The organism is Streptomyces sp. NPDC005485, from assembly GCF_040606085.1.
In the GTDB taxonomy this organism is placed as follows: domain Bacteria; phylum Actinomycetota; class Actinomycetes; order Streptomycetales; family Streptomycetaceae; genus Streptomyces.
Genome location: NZ_JBEXDZ010000008.1, coordinates 1 through 20,492, shown reverse-complemented (window position 1 = coordinate 20,492; position 20,492 = coordinate 1). Strand labels below are relative to the sequence as shown.

At 68.3% G+C, this 20,492-nt stretch carries 23 protein-coding genes and 2 pseudogenes; 13 read left to right on the top strand and 12 right to left on the bottom strand.

The genetic code is table 11. From position 1 onward, the window contains the following. Window positions 1–2 precede the first annotated feature (2 nt). Window positions 3–305: a hypothetical protein gene (locus ABZS97_RS04970; protein WP_356133631.1), complete on the bottom strand. Its 303-nt coding sequence runs from the start codon at window positions 303–305 to the stop codon at window positions 3–5. A gap of 453 nt (window positions 306–758) precedes the next feature. On the opposite strand from ABZS97_RS04970, the gene ABZS97_RS04965 reads away from it, so the two are divergent. The 10 genes from ABZS97_RS04965 (at window position 759) to ABZS97_RS04920 (ending at window position 8,384) form a co-directional block, all read left to right on the top strand. Next, on the top strand, window positions 759–1,406 hold the full coding sequence (locus ABZS97_RS04965; protein WP_356133629.1) for a hypothetical protein: 648 nt from the start codon (window positions 759–761) through the stop codon (window positions 1,404–1,406). Between the two features lie 433 nt (window positions 1,407–1,839). Continuing rightward, window positions 1,840–2,568: a hypothetical protein gene (locus ABZS97_RS04960; protein ID WP_356133627.1), complete on the top strand. Its 729-nt coding sequence runs from the start codon at window positions 1,840–1,842 to the stop codon at window positions 2,566–2,568. Between the two features lie 20 nt (window positions 2,569–2,588). Next, the gene (locus ABZS97_RS04955; protein WP_356133625.1) at window positions 2,589–3,440 is read left to right on the top strand and encodes a hypothetical protein; all 852 of its coding nucleotides are present in this window, start codon (window positions 2,589–2,591) and stop codon (window positions 3,438–3,440) included. Next, window positions 3,437–4,750, top strand: coding sequence for an ATPase, T2SS/T4P/T4SS family (locus ABZS97_RS04950; RefSeq protein WP_356133623.1), 1,314 nt, complete (start codon window positions 3,437–3,439; stop codon window positions 4,748–4,750). Before ABZS97_RS04955 ends, ABZS97_RS04950 begins: the two co-directional genes overlap by 4 nt. A 7-nt stretch (window positions 4,751–4,757) precedes the next feature. Continuing rightward, entirely contained in the window at window positions 4,758–5,738 is a 981-nt protein-coding gene (locus ABZS97_RS04945) for a type II secretion system F family protein (RefSeq protein WP_356133621.1), read from the top strand. Continuing rightward, window positions 5,735–6,661, top strand: coding sequence for a type II secretion system F family protein (locus ABZS97_RS04940; protein WP_356133619.1), 927 nt, complete (start codon window positions 5,735–5,737; stop codon window positions 6,659–6,661). The genes ABZS97_RS04945 and ABZS97_RS04940 overlap by 4 nt, the downstream gene beginning before the upstream one ends. Window positions 6,662–6,694: 33 nt before the next feature. Then, window positions 6,695–6,946 carry a hypothetical protein gene (locus ABZS97_RS04935; RefSeq protein ID WP_356133617.1) on the top strand — a complete coding sequence of 84 codons (252 nt, stop codon included), beginning with the start codon at window positions 6,695–6,697 and terminating at the stop codon, window positions 6,944–6,946. Window positions 6,947–7,068: 122 nt separating this feature from the next. Further along, entirely contained in the window at window positions 7,069–7,449 is a 381-nt protein-coding gene (locus tag ABZS97_RS04930; protein ID WP_356133773.1) for a TadE family protein, read from the top strand. Next, window positions 7,450–7,905 (top strand): TadE/TadG family type IV pilus assembly protein, encoded by a 456-nt coding sequence (locus ABZS97_RS04925; protein WP_356133615.1) that lies wholly within the window; start codon window positions 7,450–7,452, stop codon window positions 7,903–7,905. It abuts the gene before it with no gap. After that, complete coding sequence (locus ABZS97_RS04920) at window positions 7,905–8,384, top strand: pilus assembly protein TadG-related protein (protein WP_356133613.1); 480 nt, start codon at window positions 7,905–7,907, stop codon at window positions 8,382–8,384. Before ABZS97_RS04925 ends, ABZS97_RS04920 begins: the two co-directional genes overlap by 1 nt. An 11-nt stretch (window positions 8,385–8,395) precedes the next feature. On the opposite strand, the gene ABZS97_RS04915 is transcribed toward ABZS97_RS04920, so the two are convergent. After that, window positions 8,396–8,971: a dihydrofolate reductase family protein gene (locus ABZS97_RS04915; protein ID WP_356133610.1), complete on the bottom strand. Its 576-nt coding sequence runs from the start codon at window positions 8,969–8,971 to the stop codon at window positions 8,396–8,398. Between the two features lie 315 nt (window positions 8,972–9,286). Here ABZS97_RS04915 and ABZS97_RS04910 point away from each other — a divergent pair, with 315 nt between their 5' ends. Then, window positions 9,287–9,883, top strand: a complete 597-nt coding sequence (locus tag ABZS97_RS04910; protein WP_356133607.1) for a DinB family protein — start codon at window positions 9,287–9,289, stop codon at window positions 9,881–9,883. Window positions 9,884–9,931: 48 nt separating this feature from the next. On the opposite strand, the gene ABZS97_RS04905 is transcribed toward ABZS97_RS04910, so the two are convergent. The 10 genes and pseudogenes from ABZS97_RS04905 to ABZS97_RS04860 form a co-directional block, all read right to left on the bottom strand. After that, complete coding sequence (locus ABZS97_RS04905; RefSeq protein ID WP_356133605.1) at window positions 9,932–10,279, bottom strand: hypothetical protein; 348 nt, start codon at window positions 10,277–10,279, stop codon at window positions 9,932–9,934. A 104-nt stretch (window positions 10,280–10,383) separates the two neighbouring features. Continuing rightward, complete coding sequence (locus tag ABZS97_RS04900) at window positions 10,384–10,563, bottom strand: DUF397 domain-containing protein (RefSeq protein WP_356133603.1); 180 nt, start codon at window positions 10,561–10,563, stop codon at window positions 10,384–10,386. An 8-nt stretch (window positions 10,564–10,571) separates the two neighbouring features. Further along, window positions 10,572–11,281: pseudogene (locus ABZS97_RS04895) on the bottom strand (helix-turn-helix transcriptional regulator). After that, window positions 11,232–12,014: a contact-dependent growth inhibition system immunity protein gene (locus ABZS97_RS04890; protein WP_356133601.1), complete on the bottom strand. Its 783-nt coding sequence runs from the start codon at window positions 12,012–12,014 to the stop codon at window positions 11,232–11,234. The pseudogene ABZS97_RS04895 and the gene ABZS97_RS04890 overlap by 50 nt, the downstream one beginning before the upstream one ends. Before the next feature lie 10 nt (window positions 12,015–12,024). Further along, on the bottom strand, window positions 12,025–12,456 hold the full coding sequence (locus ABZS97_RS04885; protein ID WP_356133599.1) for a SitI3 family protein: 432 nt from the start codon (window positions 12,454–12,456) through the stop codon (window positions 12,025–12,027). 56 nt (window positions 12,457–12,512) lie between these two features. After that, a complete protein-coding gene (locus ABZS97_RS04880; RefSeq protein ID WP_356133597.1) occupies window positions 12,513–12,995 on the bottom strand; it encodes a SitI3 family protein in 483 nt (160 codons plus the stop codon). Between the two features lie 18 nt (window positions 12,996–13,013). Beyond that, window positions 13,014–14,408, bottom strand: a complete 1,395-nt coding sequence (locus ABZS97_RS04875; protein ID WP_356133595.1) for a putative T7SS-secreted protein — start codon at window positions 14,406–14,408, stop codon at window positions 13,014–13,016. A gap of 26 nt (window positions 14,409–14,434) precedes the next feature. Beyond that, window positions 14,435–14,755, bottom strand: coding sequence for a hypothetical protein (locus ABZS97_RS04870; RefSeq protein WP_356133593.1), 321 nt, complete (start codon window positions 14,753–14,755; stop codon window positions 14,435–14,437). 240 nt (window positions 14,756–14,995) lie between these two features. Next, a complete protein-coding gene (locus ABZS97_RS04865) occupies window positions 14,996–16,090 on the bottom strand; it encodes a hypothetical protein (protein WP_356133591.1) in 1,095 nt (364 codons plus the stop codon). Beyond that, complete coding sequence (locus ABZS97_RS04860) at window positions 16,087–16,740, bottom strand: hypothetical protein (RefSeq protein WP_356133589.1); 654 nt, start codon at window positions 16,738–16,740, stop codon at window positions 16,087–16,089. Before ABZS97_RS04860 ends, ABZS97_RS04865 begins: the two co-directional genes overlap by 4 nt. Before the next feature lie 379 nt (window positions 16,741–17,119). Here ABZS97_RS04860 and ABZS97_RS04855 point away from each other — a divergent pair, with 379 nt between their 5' ends. Further along, window positions 17,120–20,197 carry a BTAD domain-containing putative transcriptional regulator gene (locus tag ABZS97_RS04855; protein ID WP_356133587.1) on the top strand — a complete coding sequence of 1,026 codons (3,078 nt, stop codon included), beginning with the start codon at window positions 17,120–17,122 and terminating at the stop codon, window positions 20,195–20,197. A gap of 121 nt (window positions 20,198–20,318) precedes the next feature. Next, window positions 20,319–20,492: pseudogene (locus tag ABZS97_RS04850) on the top strand (prepilin peptidase); the annotation flags it as partial.

Here is a 20,492-nt window from a genome sequence, read left to right as displayed (position 1 = left end):
TCTCAGTGCCCCTTCTTCTCGGGGGCCTTCATGGACTCGGCGAGCTTCAGGTCCAGGTCGTCGAAGGACTTCCCGATCTTGTCGATCATCTTGACGGCGCCCTGGGTGTGCTTGCCGAGCTGCTTGATGCCGTAGCCCCAGTCGTCGGCGAAATCGTGTACGTCGTCCACGAGTGCCGCGGCGCCCACGACCGAGCCGTCGGTGCCGCGCAGGGTGCGGCGGGCGGTGTCCATGCGGTCGCTGACCGTGGAGAACGTCTTCCGCAGGTCTTCGAAGATGGTGCCGTCGAGTCGGAGATCACTCACGTTTCACTCACGATGCGTTCCGGTTGGGCTCGGGTGTTGCTGACGGATGGGGAGGATTGGAACGATTTCCCCCTTCACGTACGTGAAGGAACGGTGAAGCGGAAGCCGGAGCGTGTGGCATCACACCCTGGCGCTGGAAATCGCCCGATCGAGTGATCCTACGCAGTAGACAGGGCGACGGCCTGGAGCAGCATGGCGGGTGGCGTTGTTTGAGGGGGCTTTGGGGTCGAGTTTGCCGCTCCTTGGCGGGGCTGTGATGTTTCCGCGATCCCCGAGGTGCGGCGTTGCTGGAGCGAAGTCGGACGGGGCCCCGGGTCGTGACGAGCTCTCCCGCGCGCGGCACCTCGTACGCTGGCCGCGACGCAAGCAGAGGTCGAAGGACACGGGCAGAGAACGAAACGAGCCCCGGACCCGGAGTGAGCCGGGGAGCGGGGGAGCAGGGGGAAACGAACCATGGCCCGCTACATCGAGACGCTCACCATCGAGCGCGGCGGATTCCGGATCAAGGTGCCCGAGTCGTGGTGGGAGTTCGACGTACGGCCCGAGTCGCGTGACGACTCCATCCGGCGCATGGTGAACGAGCGGGTCGAGCAGCGGCCGGAGTTGGCGCAGTACCGGGACACGTACACCGCCTTCCTGCGGAAGTCCGCGGCCGACGCCTGGAAGTCCGGCGCCCTGTACTGCGGCTGCATGGCGGAGAGCTTCGGCGGGGACACCCCGATCACCGGCTCCGTCACCGTCTCGATCGTCGGCGGCCGTACGCAGTCCGGCGAGGCCCTCTCCACCGACCCGCAGGTGATCGCGAGCCAACTCGCCGTGCGCGAGGCGAAGAAGGAGGGCGACGCCTGGCGGAAGGTGACGACCGTCGACATCCCCGGCGTCGGCCCGGCCGCGCGCACGTACGGCATCGAGGACATCGTCGTACCCGACGACACCCTCAAGCGCACCATCCGTGCCGTACTCATGCAGACGTTCATCCCCGTGCCGGGGCAGGAGGGCAAGGTCGCCCTGGTCGCCGGGAGCAGCCAGGTCCTCGACCTCGCGGACTCCTTTTTCGACATCTTCGACGCGATCACGTCGACGTTCCGCTTCGCGACCTGAGTCCGTCACGCGAACACCGCACCCCCGTACCGCCGTCACCCCCGCGGCTGAAAGACCCCGCCGCCCCGCCGCCCCGCCGCCTCGTGAACACCTCGTGCAGACCTGGCACACTCCCCGTGACGAACCCCACGCCCCACCCCGGTGTCGGGTTCGCGGCTGCACAGGGGTGACCTGGCACGAATCCCTGTGCTCAACGGGGAACCGGACACCCTCAGTTGCGCGTGGATAACGTCGAGCGCCGTGAGGTTCGCGATCCATAACGCGCCTTGAGGGGCTTATGTGCGGCTGATACGGTGCCATGGCTTGACACTCGCTCCAGCGCTGGCTATTCGGCCAGGTCGCACGGTACGCGCAGTACAGGTGTGCGCGGGCGAAGTGTCCTAATTGGTCGGCAATTTGGCAGAGTTATCTTGGGTGTGCGGGGAGCGGTTGCGTGAAGATCCAAGAGCGTACGGGGGCGGGCAACCAGCGCTCCGCTGCGCCGGCTCAGCCGGCGATGGGTGAGCGCCTTCCCGCGCCGCCTCGCGAGCGCAAACCCGCGCTCGCCGCGCTCGCCGTACTCCTCATCCTCGTGGGCGCGCTGGGCGCCACGATGCTGGTGCTGCGGGCCGGGGACCGGGTCGAGGTCGTCCAGGTGACCGGCGACATCCAGGCCGGGGAGTCGGTGGGCAAGAGCGTGACCTCCGTGCTGGTCGCGGACGACGCGAGCATCAACTACGTGAAGTGGTCGCAGGTGGACACCCTCAAGACCCTCAAGGCCAAGTCCACGATCTACAAGGGAACCGTCGTCATCGGCGACATGTTCGCCAGCAAGACGACCCTCCCCGCGGGCAAGGCCTCGGTCGGCCTCGCCCTGAAGGAGGGCCAGTACCCCGCCAACATCAAGGAAGGCGACGTCGTGGCCGCCTACCGCGTCGGCAACGACAGCGGCAGCAGCTCCAGCCGGAACAGTTCGTCCGGTTCGTCGAGTTCGTCGAGCAGCAACTCCCTGATCGTCGACAACGCGCGCGTGGACACCAAGAGCGACGACAGCGACGCGACGATCAGCACGGGCAACCTCTCCATCACCCTGCTCGTCGACCAGAGCGACGCCCCCGCCCTGACGCAGGCCGCCGCGGGCGGCGACGTCGCCGTCGTTCTCGTCCCCGGCAACGGCAACTAGAGGCGAGTGGGTACAGAGACATGGCGCTCATCGCCCTCGCCGCCGACAAGGGTTCCCCCGGCGTCACCACCGCCGCGGTGGCCCTGTCGGCGGTCTGGCCCCGCAGGGTCCTGCTCGCCGAGACCGACCCGGCCGGCGGAGACCTCGTCTACCGCAGCGCCGCGGCTCACGGTGGGCCGCTCAACCCCAACACCGGCATGCTGTCGATAGCGGCGACCGCCCGCCGCGGCCTTGTGCCGGACCAACTCTGGGACCACGTACAGCCGTTGAGCGGAGGCCTGGAAGTCCTGGTCGGACTCGGTGTCGCCGAGCAGGCGACCGGTCTCGCCGGACTGTGGCCCACCCTCGGCCGGGCCTTCGCCCAGCTCGCCGACTCCCCGCACGCACCCGCCGACGTGATCGCGGACTGCGGACGGATCAGCGGGGACACCCCGGCCGTCGAGATGTTCTCGCAGGCCGCCCTCGTCCTCCTTCTCTCGCGCACCGAGCCCGAGTCCATCGCCCGCGTCCGTGACCGGGCGGCGGCGCTCAGCGCCAAGCTGCACGGCGGCCCGCGCGGCGCGGCCGCCCTCGCCACGCCCCTCATCGGCGTCATCCTCATCACCGACCCGGGCGACTCCGCCAAGCTCGTCCACCAGGTCAACGACATGCTGGTGGCCGCCCAGACGGGCGCCCGCGTCGTCGGCACGCTCGCCGACGACCCGGCCGGCGCCGACCAGTTGGCCGGCCGCAGGCGCGGGCGCCTCGACAAGTCGCTGCTCATCCGCTCGGCCCGCAAGGTCACCGCGGACCTGTATCAGCAGTACGGCGCCGCCTGGGCCGTACCGGCCGGTGGGCCCCATGGGCAGCCGCACGCCGGAGCCGGCCGATGACAGCCGTCGACCATCAGCTGGTCAAGCGGTTCCGGCAGGAGGCCGGCGACCGGATCGCCGAACAGCGGCGCCTCGACCAGGTCTCCGGCGTCACGCCGATGTCCAGCGAGGACGAGCGGCAGTACGCGCGCGCGGTCATCGCCCAGATCCTGGAGGACTACGCCCGCACGGAGATCAACTCCGGGCGTACGCCGCTGGACGCAGAGACCGAGGAGCAGTACGCGGCCGCCGTGCACGCCGCGCTCTTCGGCGTCGGCCGCCTCCAGCCGCTGCTCGACAACCCGGACGTCGAGAACATCGACATCAACGGGTACGACCACGTCTTCATCGGGTACGCGGACGGGCGTGAGGTCACCGGTGACCCGGTCGCAGAGAACGACGAGGAGCTGATCGAGCTCATCCAGGTGCTCGGCGCCTACTCGGGTCTCTCCTCCCGGCCCTTCGACTCCGCCAACCCGCAGCTCGACCTGCGGCTGCCGGACGGGTCCCGGCTCTCCGCCGTCATGGACGTCACGCGGCGCCCCGCGCTCTCCATCCGCCGCGCCCGCATGGGCAAGGTCTTCGTCTCCGACCTGGTCGGGAACGGGACGATCACGCCCGAGGTCGCGCACTTCCTGGCCTGCGCGGTCCGCGCCCGCAAGAACATCATGATCGCGGGCGCCACCAACGCCGGCAAGACGACACTGCTGCGCGCCCTCGCCAACGAGATCCCGCCGCACGAGCGCCTCATCACCGTCGAGCGCGCCATGGAACTCGGCCTCGACACCTTCGCCGACCTCCACCCGAACGTGGTGGCCTTCGAGGAGCGCCTGCCCAACTCCGAGGGCCAGGGCGCCATCACCATGGCCGAGCTGGTCCGCCGGTCGCTGCGAATGAACCCCTCCCGCGTCATCGTCGGTGAGGTCCTCGGCGACGAGATCGTGACCATGCTCAACGCGATGTCGCAGGGCAACGACGGTTCGCTGTCCACGATCCACGCGAACAGCTCCAGCGAGGTCTTCAACCGTATTTCCACGTACGCGCTCCAGGCGACCGAGCGACTGCCCATCGAGGCAAGCCAGATGCTCGTCGCGGGCGCGGTGAACTTCGTCGTCTTCATCCAGCGGCGCAACGACTACGAGTCGGGCGGCCGCCTCCAGCGCATGGTCACCTCCGTCCGTGAGGTCAACGGCGTCGACGGCCGTGTGCTGTCCAGCGAGGTCTTCGCGGAGGCCCCGGACGGCCGGATCGTGCCGCACGCCCCCCTCTCCTGTCTCGATGAACTCGTCGCGCACGGCTACCGGTTGCCCGGTGGCGGAAGCTGGGGGTGATCACCGTATGACGTCCACGTCCCTCACCGATCTCGCGGCACTCGACTCGCTCGGCTCCATGGGCGGGCTGTTCTCGACGACCGTGCTGTACGCGCTCGCCTCCGGCATCGCCGTCGGCGGCGGCCTCGCGCTGTTCGCCGTCGCGGTGCGCGGCCTGCCCGCCAAGCCCGAGCACGAGAAGCAGAAGGCGAACCAACGGGCCGGTGAACTGGTGCGGTTCGCCGGGCAGCGCGGCTCGATCGCCGCCGGTGCCGGCCTTGTCGTACTGCTTCTCACCCGCTGGGCCGTGGCCGGTATCGCCGCCGGTGTCCTCGTCTTCTTCTGGGACAAGCTCTTCGGCGGCGCCTCCGAGGAGCGGTCCGCCATGCGCCGGGTGGAGGCGCTGGCCTCCTGGACCGAGTCGCTGCGCGACACGATCGCGGGTGCGGTCGGCCTGGAGCAGGCGATCCCGGCGTCCGCCCGCGCGTCCGCCCCCGTACTGCGGCCCCATCTCGACGCGCTCGTCGACCGGTTGCGCTCCCGCACACCGCTGCCCGAGGCCCTCCAGCACCTCGCCGACGAGATCAACGACGCCTCCGCCGACATCATCGTCGCCGCCCTCATCCTCAACGCCCGCCTGCGCGGCCCGGGTCTGCGCCAGGTTCTCGGCGCGCTGGCCAAGTCGGCGCGCGAGGAGGTCGACATGCGGCAGCGGGTCATGGCGCAGCGCGCATCCACCCGCCGGTCCGTGCAGATCGTCGTGGCGGTCTCGATCGCGTTCGTGCTCGGCCTGTCCATCTTCAACCGCGAGTTCGTCGAGCCGTACGGCACGGCGGTCGGACAGCTCGTACTCGCCTGCGTCTGCGGCCTGTTCGCGCTCGGCTTCTGGTGGCTGCGCAAGCTGTCCACGATCGAGACACCCGAACGCTTCCTGGTGCGCGACGAGTCGTCGGTGCAGTTCGTCCGTCCCCGGATGCCGGCCCAGCAGGAAGAGGGGGTACGGCGATGAGCGACGTGACCATGCCGATCCTGGTCGGCGCCGTCATCGGCCTCGGCCTCTACACCCTCGTACGCGCCCTCATGCCGTCCAAGCGCAGCGCGGTCGCGCAGGTCGCCCGCATCGACGCGATGCGGGCGCGCGGAGCGGCGTACGAGTCCGTGCAGCGCGGCGGGCAGGACGCGGGTCGGCTCGGGACCGTACGGGCCCAAGTGGGCCGTCGCGTCGCCGAGTTCTACATGCAGCAGGGCTGGGAACTGCGGTCGCTGCGGGCGGATCTCGCGGTGCTGGACCGGAGTTGGGAGAAGTTCCTCGCGACGAAGGTCCTGCTGGCCACGGCGGGGCTCTTCTTCGGCCCGTTCCTCTTCGCCATCGTCTGGACGCTCGGCGTCGGCCGCAGCCCGATCATCCCGGTGTGGCTGGCGCTGCTCTTCGCGGCGGTGTTCTTCATCCTCCCGGACGTGGAGGTACGGCGCGACGCGGCCGAGAAGCGCCGTGACCTGCGGCGGGTCATCGGCGCGTACCTGGACCTGGTGTCCATGAGCCTGGCCGGCGGCCGCGGTCTGCCCGAGGCGCTGATGGCGGCGGCCGAGGTCTCCGACGGCTGGGCCACCCAGCGGATCCGCAACGCGCTGGCCGATGCCCGCATCACCGGCATCAGCCAGTGGCAGGCCCTCGGTTCGCTCGGCGAGCAGCTCGGCGTCGAGGAACTGAAGGACCTGTCGGCCTCGTTGGCGCTGGTCGCGGACGACGGCGCGAAGGTACGCGAGTCGCTCGCCTCGCGTGCCGAGACCATGCGGCACCGCGAACTCGCCGAGATCGAGGGCAGCGCGGGCGAGAAGTCGCAGTCGATGCTTGTCGCGCAGCTGCTGCTGTGCGCGGGATTCCTGGTGTTCCTGATCTTTCCGGCCGCCATGCGCGTGTTCCAGGTCTGACGTCGATCACCTTTTTTGAGAGGACAACTCACCATGAACGGACGGAACTTCAGCACCGGGATCCCGGGGGTGGACTTCCTCGTCACCTTCCTGCAGGGCCGGGTGCAGCGCGCCCGCTCCGGGGAGCTCGACCGCGGTGCGTCCGCGGTGGAGTGGGTCATCATCTCGGCGGTCGTCGTCGCGATCGTCGGCGTGGTCGCCGCGATCATCAACGCCGCGCTGAGCGACGGCGCCAACAAGGTGGGCGACTGCATCAAGGGTGCGGACGCGGGCAAGACCTGCTGACCACCGCTGCAGTGGGCAAGACCTGCTGACCATCACTACACACGTCTACGGGGTTACTGGTGCGCGTACGTCGCTGGGTACGCCGTCGGGTGGAGGCCGCCTCCGCCCGCGGTGACTCCGGCATGACCGCGATCGAGTTCGTGCTGCTCACGCCGGTGCTCTTCTTCATGATCTTCGCGACGGTGCAGTTCGCGCTGTACTTCTTCGCCGATCATGTGGCCCAGGCGGCCGCCCAGGCAGGCGCGCGCAAGGCCCGCGCCCTGGCCGACGAACGGCCCGGCGCGTGGCGCGGCGAGGCACGGGACGTCGTCGACAGCTACATCCAGCAGCTCGGCCCGCAGCTCGTGCTGTCCCCGGACGTGAAGATGCTCCAGCCGGAGCAGAACAAGGTCGGGGTGGAGATCACGGCCCGGGTGCCCACGGTGTTCCCGGGGCTGGACCTGACGGTGCACGCGCAGTCCGTGGGCCCGGTGGAGAGGTTCGTGAAGGAGGGGGAGAACTAGATGCCCCTCGCTTCCTTTCCGAGGTCCAGGGCCGCGGCCCTTCTGAGGTCGAGAGTCGCGGCCGGCCGTGACACCGGCCTGTCCACGATCGAGGTCGTGATCCTCGCCCCCGTGATGATCCTCTTCATCCTCGTGCTGGTGGCCTTCGGGCAACTGGTGGACGGACGGGGCGCGATCGACGGCGCGGCGCGCGACGCCGCCCGTGCCGGGTCCCTCCAACGCGAGGAGGGGACCGCCATGTCCGAGGCCCAGAACGCAGCGGACGCCGACCTGTCGGACGTCTGCTCGGGCCCGGTGACGGTGACCAAGACCAGCGCCGGTTTCGCCGACGCCGATCTCTTCACGGTCGAGGTCAGCTGCGAGGTGCGGGGCCTGGCGATGCTCGGCCTGGATGTGCCCACGCGCCTGACGGGGACGTTCACCTCGCCGCTCGACCCGTTCAAGAGGAAGGCGTGATGGGGGACATGAGGCTGCGGTCCCGGGTCCGGGAGTGGGCCGGGGCCCGCCGCGCCCGCTTGGACGACCGCGGCTCGGGTGCAGGCGCGGTCATCATCTTCGCCCTTGTCTTCCTCTCCCTCTCCGCGTTCGTCATCGACGGCGGCCTGTCCATCTCCAAGCGCGAGCGCGCCGCGGACATCGCGGAACAGGCCGCCCGGTACGCCGCTCAGGACGTCGACAAGGAAGCCCTGTACGAGAACCGGGGCAGGGACGGGGCGCCCATCCGCTTCGAGAACTGCGGCGCCCGCGTGAAGGCCTTCGCCCGCGAAATGGGCATGTCCGGCGCCGACATCGCCGCGACCCACTGCGTCGCGGCGAACGCCGACGAGGTCGAGGTCGAGGTACAGCTGACGTACTCACCCGTCTTCTCCGGCATGTTCTACGGCGGCGATGTCGTCGTCCACGGGCGGGCGGTGGCGGAGAACGAGGTCGGCTGAGCCACGGGATGTCAGTGGAGGGTGGGCCGGTAGATCAGCTCTTGGATGCGACCGTCGAGCGTGCGGTTCTCGAGCAGCTCCAGGTCGAAGTCGGCCGCACCCTGGAAGATCGGTTCCAGCCCGGTCCGACCGGTGATGACGGGGAAGAGCGTCACCTGTACGCGGTCGACGAGGCCGGCGGCCATCAGCGCCCGGTTCATCGACAGGCTGCCGTGCGAGCGCAACGGCACCTCGGACTCCTTCTTGAGGCGGGCGACGACGTCGACGGCGTCACCGCTCACGACGGTCGCGTCCGGCCAGTCGAGGGGGCCTTCCAGCGTCGTCGACACCACCGTCGCCGGCAGGCTCCTCATCTGCGTGACCCAGGGGTCCCGCACGTCGGACTCCTCGGTGCTCGACGCCAGCATCTGCGCGAACGCCCGGTACGTGTTGGCCCCGAAGACCATCCGCTGCTCCGCGCCGTACAGGGCGAGGCGGTGGTCGAGCAGCTCCGGGCCCTGCTTGCCCCAGTAGCCGGTCCAGTCGCCGCCGGCGGCGCCGAAGCCGTCGAGGCTGCAGAAGACGTCGAAGGTGTAGGTGGCGGTCATGTCGTTCTCCTCGGATGCGGGTGATCGGTGCGGTCGATCGATGTGGTTGATCGGTGCGGGTGATCGGTGCGGTCGATCGGTGTGGTTGATCGGTGCGGGTGGAGGCCGGTGATCGTGTCCGGGCGGGTGCCGTAGCCCGTCGCATTCATTGACCCAGGACGCTTCCGAAACTCATCGCTACGCCGATCACCACGGGCCCCGACCACTCGAATGGCACGCGAACGAAGACCGAGTCCAGGTCCCGGGGAGCGGGGTCTCGGGGACGGGTGGTGGAAAGGCGGTGGACAAAGATCGCGCGGACGGCAGACTGGCCCCATGACCGCATCGGATACCAAGGCTGACCTTCACTACTACTTGCAGTCCGCCCGAGACGCCATGCTGTGGAAGCTCGAAGGGCTCTCGGAGTACGACATACGCCGCCCGCTGACGCCGACCGGCACGAACCTCCTGGGCCTGGTGAAACACGTGGCCGGCGTGGAGCTGGGCTACCTCGGCGACACCTTCGGACGGCCGTCCGGCGAGCCCCTGCCCTGGCTCGACGACGGTGGCGAGACCAACGCGGACATGTGGGTCACCGCCGATGAGTCACGCGAGTACATAGTGGAGCTCTACCGCCGGGCATGGGCGCACGCGGACGCGACCATCGACGCGTTGCCGCTCGAAACGACCGGCAGGGTGCCGTGGTGGTCCGAGGGCAAGGACGAGGTGACGTTGCATCATGCCGTGGTGCGAGTGATCGCCGACACGCAACGGCACGCCGGGCACGCCGATGTTCTCCGGGAGCTCGTGGACGGTGCCGTCGGGATGAACAAGAGCAACGACGCCATGCCGCCGGTCGACTCGGCATGGTGGGAGAACCATCGAAGCCGACTGGAGCGTGCGGCTCAGGAGGCCGCCGGCCGACACGCCTGACGGCACGACCAGGGGCAATGGCCGACGGTGCGACCGGCTCGGGTCCCCCTAGTCGCCGGCGCTGTGGCCCTTGCCGCCTGCGACCTTCTTCTCCGTCTTCGTGCCTTCGGAGACGTTCTTGGCGAGGTCGTCGTCGAGCTTCTTGAACTCGCGGACGACGGCGTCGGACATACCGGCGAGGGCATCGAGTGCCTGCCCGATGTCCTCGCGACCGTCCTCCCAGCCGGACTCGAAGTCGTCGAGGGCGTCGTAGACCGTGTGGTCGCCGAGGTCGTCCTTGAAGGACTCGAAGAGCTTCTTGGTGTGGTTCAGCCGCGTCTTGATGTCACGCAGCCGACCGCCGTAGTCCTCCAGCTCACTGAGCGGGAGCGCGAGGTCGCTCTTGCCACTGCCCATGTCCCATCCCCTCCTTCAGCTTCGGCAGAACGGGCTTGCGAACCTATCGCACAGCTGTTGCTGGTGAGACGCCTGTCGTGGCCGGGGTGGTTCCGTCGCACTCGCTATGCGGGGGTGGAGACGAGGGCTCCGGAGCGTATGTGGCGGAGGAGGTGCGCGAGGGGGAGTGTGGTGGTGGTGAGGGTGGTGTGGAGGGTGGTGGGGGTGGAGGCGAGTTCGATGCAGTTGTTGCCGTCGCCGCTTCCTGAGAAGGACGACTTCTGCCAGTTGCCGGGGGCAGCCATGGTGCGCCTCACAGTTCCTTCGCCAGCCGGTGGATGAAGTCGCGCGAACGCTCGGGTTCGAGTGACACAGCCTCCACTTTACGGAAGAGCGTTCGAAATGCGCCGAGTTGGGCTTCGGAGTCGATGAAGGCCGCGCCATGGGGCGCGTCGCGTACCGCTGTGTCCAGCTTGGGCACTTCACCGCTCGCGTACATCATGGCGTTCGTGGCTCCGGCGAAGTCGTCCAGGTCGAAGGGGATGACCCGCACGGTGATATGGCCCGCTGTGGAGAGCTCCAGGATGAGGGAGAGCTGACGCCGTGCTGTTGCCCGGCCGCCCACTCTGATGCGCAGCGCCGCTTCATGGATCACCACCTCATACGGAATGGGGGCCGCCCCCTCGATGATCGCTTTGCGTTCCATTCGGTGGCGGACGCGGAGCCCGAGGTCGGTCTCGAGGAGTTCGGGGACTCCTCCCACCAACCGCGTGTCCGATCGGTCGCCATCGCCACCAACGCGTTGATCAACTCGTCGTCCGTGCAGGAGTAGTGAGCTGCGAGCTGCCGTACGCGCTCCTCGCTCACGCCTGCCGTGCCGAACTCGATCTGACTCATCTGAGCTGAGTCCGTCCCGAGCAGCGCGGCGGCCTCGCGTCCTTTGAGCCCTGCGGCCTCGCGTAGTTTCCGCAGTTCAGCACCTAGGCGCTCCTGGCGGGCGGTGGGCCGCTTCCTGCGCGCCATTCTCTCGCACGTAACGCCGGAGTCGGGCCTCGATGTGCTCCATCCACTGCCAAGCAGTCATCCCCTTCGGGGTGAGAAGGCCGTGGCCGATACCTCGGAGGGCCCACTCCAGATCGTCATCGGTCGGAGCGATGACCCTCAGGTCGTCGATGTCGCTCAACATCTCCTCGATGTGCTCGACCTGCTCGCCGTGGATGTGGTCCTCCAGGACCGCATCACGGTCGGGAAAGTCGTAGAGGCAATCCACATGGAATGCTCCGGCCATCAGCCCACGGATGGCGCCGTACCTTTCTCGCCACTCCCATCCCGACTCCGGAACAGCGTCCTCGATATGCTCGCCCGCCGCGATGAATGCCCGCAAATGAACGAGCATCAACTCAAAGAACTCGTCGGGGTCCTTGCCGTCCGACGGCCTCAACTGCTCCGGTTCGACACCGACGTCGTCCAGAGCTTCCAGGACATCGTCCTCCGGACCGCGCTCCAGCAGGAGCTCCAGCTCAGCAACCACGCGCGCCGCGCTCCCCGGGGTGCGTGCTGCCATGCGCAGGTATGTGCGCATGGCACGGGACGGGGAGTCCGGGGTATCCAGATCTCCGGGCGGCAGCAACGAGCCATCGCGTGCGTGATTCACGCCGCGCGTCCACTCGTATGCCTGCAACAGTTTCCAGATCTCCTGGAACTCGAGCTTCTCGCCCATTTCTCGATGGGGCGACGAATCACGATCTTCGGCCATCAGGTGAATCCTATTTCGCTGAATATCGGTCAGGTTGCCGGGCCGGAAAGGATGTCAATTCGGCACCACGGCGGAGCAACCAGATCTCCTCGAACTGGAAATGCAGGACCGTGTCGCCGTCGATCCGGTCCAGCAGCGGCACGACCAGCCGGAGCATGTCGTCCTGTTGGTCGCTCACGTCGGCACCCTTGGCCATACGGAAACCCACGCCGACCGTCGGAGTGAAGCCGAGCCCGGAGACGATGGGATGGCACGGCTGCGGCGGACGTTCCGTCATCACGCGCAGTTGCGTGCCCAGCCGGGTGAGCGCCCCGTCCATGAGCCGATTGGATGTAATCGGCGCGTCGAACACCCCGGAGTCCTTGCCGACTTCTTCCAACTGAGCCGCCACCCCGTTCGCGGACAACATAGTCGCGCAATCAAGGTAATAATCGATGGCCATACAGTTGTTTACCTTGGGTCCCTTGATTACTGTGAGAAAGAAATGGCATGCCTGGGCTAATCGATTTTATAAGTGGCGCGATCGTACTCTTGTGAGATCAGTGCGAGGCGATTTGGCGTCCACAACTCTGCGTCATCACTCAGGCTCGTTTTTCCAGCGCGGCGGACGAGTTTGGCACTCTCGTAGTCAAGATGCAGCACGGCATCTCCTGGTACCTGTTCAAGCAGCCGGGATGCGAGGAAAGCGACGTCATCGTCCTGCTCCTGCGCATAAACGTTCTTCTTGTACCTGAAGATCACCGTCATTGAGGGGGAGATTCCCAAATTCTTGACGAGTGGGTCATCAGGATCTGGTTCATCTTCCTCCTCGATAACCCGAAGCCAGGTGCCATGCACCGTAACGGCTCCCTCGGCGAGGAGATCTTCGGGGGAGGGGGCAGGCTGCAGCAGCTGCGCATCGCTTGCTGTGTGGACGAGTCTTTCCGCCACATCTAGGGCCGACATTGATGTCGCGATATCCAGAGTATACGAAAAAGCCATGTCGAAAGTTCTCCCACACTAAGGGTAGAAAGGGATTACATTTCCGCTTTTGTCGACTATCAAAATCTCCTTGAGCCCCTCTATTGGGCGGCGTTCCAGCCGCGCACGGAGAACTGCTGGATCGACCGGAGTGTCGGCAAGGTTCAATACGATCCGATCGGCCTGCCCCTCTCTGACCTTCTTCTTTACTTCCTTGGCTACCGCGTCATCGTTTCCGGTCTTGGGCGAGTATGCATCGAAAATCTTTCCTTCGACGCGATAGTCGGGCTCCTTTGGTCCCGGAACCTCAGGGTTTTGCTCTACGTCGTAGCCCGACTTGGCCAGTTGGTCGGCCGCCTCATTCTCGCGCGTTAAACCGCGCCTCTTCTCGGTGGAGCCGTCGAGTTCGGTGCGTCTCCCGCCTGGCTTCGCGTCGTCGCTCGGGTCCTTTGAAGGCCTTGTTCTTTCGCCTCGGGCAGCAGTGTCCCAATCGCCGTCGGTTCCTCCGCCCGATCCGTCAGACGTCATATCGACCCGGTCCGGCCCCGCCGCGTCGTGCATGATGTTGGCCGCTCCGACGCCGGCGATGGACAACCCGGTGGCTATCTGGGCCGCAGCAGCGATGTTGATCGGGATACCTAGGGCCGCACCGATGCCGGTGGCGTCCAGCAGGATGCCGCCCACCTCCTCGCCGGCCCCCATGGCTGCCAGCCCGAGTCCGCCGAGGACCGCCATCGTCGATCCGAGATCGTCCGCCATGGCCTGGCCGATGGATGCCAGATCCGAGACCAGGACCTCGCCCACCTCCTTCAGGATCTCCCCTGCGTCGGACACGATGGAGTCGACCGTGTTGCCGAACTTGTCCCATCGGGAGTCATGCATGCCGTCGTGGGTGATGGCGCGGTGGATGACCTTGGCGGCCTGGTCCGCGGCGTCGTCCCGCACGTCCTTCGCGTGCTGCAGTGCGGACTTCGCGGCACCGAGGTCGTCGGCGGCCGTGTCTCGCTTCTTCTTCAGCCGCACCAGTTCGGGATCGTCGTCTTGGGTATGCGGCGGCAGGCCTTTGATGCCCTTCGTGGCCGACTGATGCTCGCGGTCCGCGACCTGGGCCGCCTTCAACGCCTTGTCGGCCAGGTGCTGCACATGTTCGAGAGCGGAGGCCCAGTCGGCGGTGCTCTCCTGGCGGACCCGAGTGCCCATCGCACTCGCGGCCTTGTCGTAGCGGTGGTACGCCTTCCGCAGCGGCTTGAGTGTCTCCTTCGCCGTGTCCCGGAACGCATCGGCTGCCTTGGATTTCCAGGATTCGACACCGCAGAGCGCCTCGACGTCACCCGCTTCACGCTGGATGTCGTTCGCCACCTCGCGGAGCGACTGGCCGAGCAGGGCGATGGCGTCCGGGTCCCCCGGTACCGGGTCGCTGCCCTCGCCGAGCACGGACCATTCGTGGACCGGAGGACGCCTCACTTGGTTCCCTTGCCCTGCTTGGCCTTCGCGTCCTGCCTTCGCAGGGCGGCGGCGAGCTCCGAATCGACGGTGTCATAGCTCTTGGCGGCCTCCCAGGTGATCGTGCCGAGCGTCTTGATCTGTTCGGCGAGATCCTTTCGATGGATCTTCCAATTGCTCGCGAATTCATCGAACGCGTCAACGACGCGCTTGTTCCCCAGCTCGGCTGCCGAGAAGTCTTCGGCCGGATTGGCCCGGTCGGTGAAGGAGTGGTAGATCCTCTGCAAGGCGCGCGAGCACTCGCGTATGCGCTTGGTGTCCGCTTTCAGATCACTCATCGATGCCCCGTATCCGACGTGCGGCTCTGCCCCGTGTACCAGTCTGTGTACATGCCAACAATGCACTGTAGTGGGGACGCGTTTGAGTCAGGTATGGCAAGCATCAAAGACGGGCAAAGAACGCTGACCTGCTTCTTTGCGCAGGTCTGTGCCGTGGGATGCGCAGCCTTCCGCATGGGAGGGTGCGGAATGCCGGACCGTTCGTTTCGTGCGGAACGGTGCCGGCTTCGGCGGAGCGTGTTATCGGTTGACCGACTGGATCTCCTGGACGTTCACGTCCTGGGTGGTCTCGAAGGTGCCGTTCGGGAGGTCGCCGTTCGCGCCGCCTGTGCCTTCCCAGGTGATCTGCCAGGTGACGGAGGCCTTCAGGGGGTACGGCTCGCCGTTCGTGGCGCGGAGGTAGGTGATCCCGCAGGGCGGGGTCCGGTCGGCGTCGCCCTTCTTGTACGGGGTGCCGATGGAGCCGTCGTCGTTGATCTCGCACTCGCCGGAGGCGGGGTAGGTGTCGGCGTCGTCCGTGCCGGGTTCGAGGTGAAGGCTCACGGGCTTGGCCGTCGTTTCCGCCCACAGCCCCGTGTTCGGGAGCTCGGCGCGGACCTTGACTTCCTTGAAGGTGCCCTTGTCCAGCCATATCCAAGTGGGCAGGTTGACCGTGGACTTGCCCTCGGGCCTCAGCTCGACCTTCGTCTCCGGGACCTGGATCTTGTCGTACGCGTACGCCGCCAAGGTCTCCGGAGTGGGGGCGTGCTTGTCGTCGGGGATCGTGCCGGCGTCCTGCCAGAACATGATGCGGCCGCAGTCCCAGGCCTTTGTGTCGCTTTCATGCCCCTTGCGGACGACGCTGCGCCAGAACATGCCCTTTTTACCGACGTTGTAGTTCTTATAGCCGTCGGCTGTGCTGTTCTTGGCGCTGCTCAGGTCGAAGTTGTCCTCCGGCTCACCCTTGTCGTAGTGGTCGACGAAGATGCCGTTGCTCCACCACTCGTGGGCGTTGACCGCGCCGCTCTCGCCGGACTCGACGGCCTTCTTGAGTGCTTCGGGCGTGAACACCGGCTCGTACCAGCACACCGGCGGTTCCCAGTTCGGATCCACCGAGGTGAGGTCGTCCAGGGAACCCTTCTCCGTGTGCCCGCCGGGGTAGGTGACCTGGATGCTCGAGTGGGTCACGGACGCCATGAGGTTCCGTCCGTCGGCGTCACCTGTGGGTTTGTCTTTGTGAGGCGGGGTCGTGGTGTTCCCTGGCGTGCCGTTGGCGAGAGCCGGGCCCGCGCTCCACAGCAGCGCGGCCGCGGTGGCGGCGGAGGTCCAGCCCAGGAGGCGTCGGTTGACCGTCATCCCTTGCACTCCTTCACCCTTCCCTGGACGTCGACCTGACGCGCCTGCCAGACCTGCGAGGACGTGGTGGAAGGACTCATGAGGAGGCTGAACTTCTGGTAACTGTCCAGGTTCTCCTCGGTGCGGTTCACCGTCCCGGTCTTGATCTTCTTGCTGAAGAACTTGGCCTGGTTCCGGCAGAAGGTGACCAGGACGGGCTTGCCGTCCCCCACGGGGGCGACATCGGCCTTGAAGTACCGGTCCGTTCCGTAGACGGTCCAGCCGCCCTTCACCCAGGCCTGGATCTGGGACTTGGCGTACTTCGCGGCGCCGCCTGTCGAGTAGAACTGGTATGCCGCGTCATTGGCGTCCTGCTGAGCGATGCCGTGGTCAAGGGCTCTGACGTAGTTCTCCGCATCCGCCAGCGCCGCTGCGTGATCGGCGGCCGACGGTTTGTCGAAGTCGAAGACCAGACTCAGATCCTTCGGCACGCTCACGTCGGGCCGCTTCACGCCGGACGCGCCGGAGGCGGATGCCGAGGCCGACCCCACCCCCGTATCCGCCCCCTTGATGTCGTCCGGCGACGAGTCGTCGCTGTTGCCGCACGCGGTGAGCAGTAGGGCCGCTGTGGCGGCGAGTGCGGTGGCGGTGGGCAGGGTGCGGCGGGACATGGTCGGATCTCCCCCTGTGTAAGGCAATGTGCAGCAGAGAACGAAGCTACCAGGGGCGCGTAAAGGGGAGCGGGGCGGCAATGGGGGATTGTGTGGGGACTGTGAGAACTGTGACATGACAGTTGCGAACGGGGCGGAGGCTGGACGTCGCGGGGGTGACGGCGGGCCGGTGGTCCAGCAAAGCCTCGGGCGGCAACTCCGGCTTAGGGGGCGGATGGTGAGGAAACGGGCGCACGGTCCGGCGGCACTCCCTGTCCGCCCTTCGACGACCTCCGTACGATCTCGGTAGGCTCAGCACACCCCCCAGGCGCACCCCCGGCACACATACATGCAGCAGTCACTCTCTCCCCACACGACCCCAGACCCCAGGACACCCGCCATGGCGCGACGCACCACTTCCAGCTCGACGGGAAGCTCGCCGGGTCCGAGGAATCGGACGCCGCAGCCCCTGCCCCGGCGTCGTCGGACGTTCGGGGACTTCGTGAAGGCGTTCCTGGCCTTCGTGGCGCTTGTCGTGCTCGTGGTCGGGGTGCCGGGAGCGCTTGCCGTGGCGATCGGCTGGCCGCTGCCGGGCGGGGCGCCGACGCTGGACTGGCTGCAGCGGCCGATCACCGTCGACACGTTCATCAACGTGCTGACCGTGGTCGTCTGGCTGGCCTGGGCGCAGTTCACGGCCTGTGTGCTGGTGGAAGTGAAGGCCGCGCTGTCGGGCGTCGGACTGCCGGGGCGGGTGCCCGGCGCCGGGCCGAGTCAGCTGCTGGCCCGGCAGCTCGTCGCCGCGCTGCTGCTCGTCGGCGCCACCGCGGCCAGCCTCACACCCGGGCTCTCGCAGCTCGGGCACAGCATGGAGGGCAACCAGAAGGGGACCATCGCCGCGGCGCAGCAGACGCCGGGCGGGCTGTTCGGCCAGCAGCAGGAGCAGGCCGCGTCCAGTGCGGCCGCCGCGATCGCCGAGCAGGCCGCCAACGCCGCGTCCCACGCCGAGGCCGGCACCGGTGGCAGCACGGCCGAGGAGGGCAGCACCAAGTACTACCGGATCCAGCCGCCCGAGGGGCGCCATCACGACTCCCTCTGGGAGGTCGCGCAGCGGCACCTCGGCGACGGCCGCAGGTACAAGGAGATCTACCAGCTCAACAAGGACCGTACGCAGCCCGACGGTTCCAAGCTCTCCGAGGCCAGTCTCATCCGGCCCGGGTGGATCCTGGAGATGCCCGGCGACGCCCACGGCGGCGAACTCGTCGAGCTGCCCGACGAGTCGCCCAAGGTGTCGGAGGAGGTCCAGCAGCAGATCTCCCAGTACGCCCGAACCGGCGATCACCAGCAGGGCGGCAACCAGCAGCAGGGCGGCAACACCCACCAGGGTTCCGGCGACCGGGACACCGCCCACATCACCCTTCCCGAGCAGCGGCCCGGCGGCGACCAGCGGAACAACCAGCAGGACGATCGGCAGGGCAGTCAACAAGGAAGCCAAGAAAGCCAAGGAAGCCAAGGCGGCCAGGGCAGCCAGGGCAGCCGACAGAGCAACCAGCAACAGCAGCAGGCCGGTTCGCAGAGTGAGCACGGCGGGTTCTCCTTCGGGCTGCCCGAGGCCCTCGTCGGCGCACCCCTCCTCGCCGCCGGGCTCCTCGGCGCCCTCGGCCGCCGTCGCCGTCAGGCGCTGTGGCAGTCGGCGCTCGGTGCCGTCGGCGGACGGCGCGGTATGGAGCCGCCCACCCCGACCGGGGCCGCGGCCGACGCGCACGACGCGCTGCTCGTGGGGGCCGACCCCGAGGGCGTACGGCTCCTCGACCTCTCGCTGCGCGGGCTCGCCGCGGCGCTGGCCGCCGAGTCCCGGCCCCTGCCGACCGTGTACGCGACGTGGATGAGCGGCAACGGCGATCTGCACCTCCAGCTCGCCCAGCCCGCCGGGAAGCCGCCCGCGCCGTGGCAGCTCGGACAGGACCAGACGTTCTGGATGCTCGCGCGGACCGACGCCGAGCGGTACGAGGACGTCGACACGGCCGCGCCGTACCCCGGTCTCGTCAGCCTCGGCACCATGGACGACTCCCGGCTGCTGCTCAACCTGGAGGCCGTTCCCGGAATCGTGTCCCTCAGCGGCCGCGAGGCCGACCGCGCGAGCGTCTTCGCCTCGGTCGCCGCCGAGTTGGCGACCAACGGCTGGTCCGACCGCATGACGATCACGCTCGTCGGCTTCGGCGAGGACCTCACCCCCCTCGCCCCCAACCGGCTCCGCCACCTCGACGACGTCGAGGCGCTCGTGGAGACCATGGAGGCGGAGACCCGGCAGCGGCGCGGCGCGCTCGGCGCCGCCGGCCACGACTCGGTGCTCACCGGGCGTACCGGCCCTGCCCAGCACACCCGTTGGGCCCCGCACCTCGTACTGCTCGCCGCCGAGCCGTCCCCCGACGACGCGGTCAAGCTGGCCGAACTCGCCTCCGACGCAAGCCGGTTGGGCATCGGCTACCTCGTCGGCACCGAGAGCGGCGATCTGCCGGGCGCCGCCTGGGAGATGGAGATCACCGGCGAGGGCAAACTCCTCGCACCGCTGCTCGGACTCGAACTCGACGCGCAGGTACTGCCGGTGGCCCAGCAGCGCGCGGTCGTCGAGCTGTTCGTGGAGGCCGACCCCGAGCGCGACGACACCAACGCCACCGCCCCGCCGTTCCTCGTCGACATCAGCGAACAGGGGCGGCCCGCCGTGTACGCGCGGCTCGTCGGCCCGTACGAGATCATCGGCCTGGAGACGCCCGACGGCGAGCGCAGCCCGCTGATGCACGAGGCGCTCGCGCTGCTCCTCCTGCACCGCGAGGGCGTCCACCCCCGGGTGCTCTCCTCGGCCCTGTGGCCCCGCGGCGCCGGCGACGACGTACGCGACGCGCTCGTCGAGCGGCTGCGCGGCTGGCTCGGAACCGACCCGGACGGCACGCCGCGGCTCGGCGTCGACGCGGCCGGGCGGCTCACGCTCGCCAAGTCCGTCGTGTCCGACCTGGACGTGCTGCGGTCGCTCTACCACGAGGCCACGCAGGGCAAGGGCGTCAACTCCCGCGTAGTGCGCGGGCGGTTGCTCACCGACGCGCTCGTCCTCGTCCGCGGTCCGCTGCTCGCCGACCGCCCGCAGGACCGTTACAACTGGCTCACGCACGAGATCATCGACGCCCAACTCCCGCTGCTCGTCGCGGACATCGGGCTCGCGCTCTCCGCGTTCCACCTGGAGAAGGACCGCGCGGAGAAGGCCATCGAGGCGCTGAACGCGGCGCTGGGCTCCGCCCCGGGCGACGAGCGGCTGTGGAACGAGCTGCTGCGCGCCACGCACGCCACGGGCGACAGCGACCGGTTGAAGAGGGTCGCCGCCGACCTGGTGTCCCGCAGCGGGGCCCGCGGGGTGCCGCCGCGGACCGAGGCGCTGCTCGACGAACTGCTGCCGTCCTGGCGCAGCGGCGTGGCGGCGGTGGGATGAGTGCCGACCCCCGTCTTGGACGGAGCGACTGCCTTCGAGCTGTTGCGGCCCGGGATGAGCGGCTGCCCGCGTGCTGTTGCGGCCCGGATGAGCCGCTGCCCGCGCGCTGTTGTGACCTGGGATGACTGAGGATCTCGTACTCGCCGCCGTCGCCGCCCTGTGGGGTGCGGCGGCCGGCCTGCTCGTGCCGCGCGCCGCCTACCGTTTCTCCGTCGAGCCGGAGCAGCCATGGCAGGACGCGTGCCCCGACGGGCACCCGATCGCCGGGTTCGCGGGCGGCTGGCTCGGGCGCGCC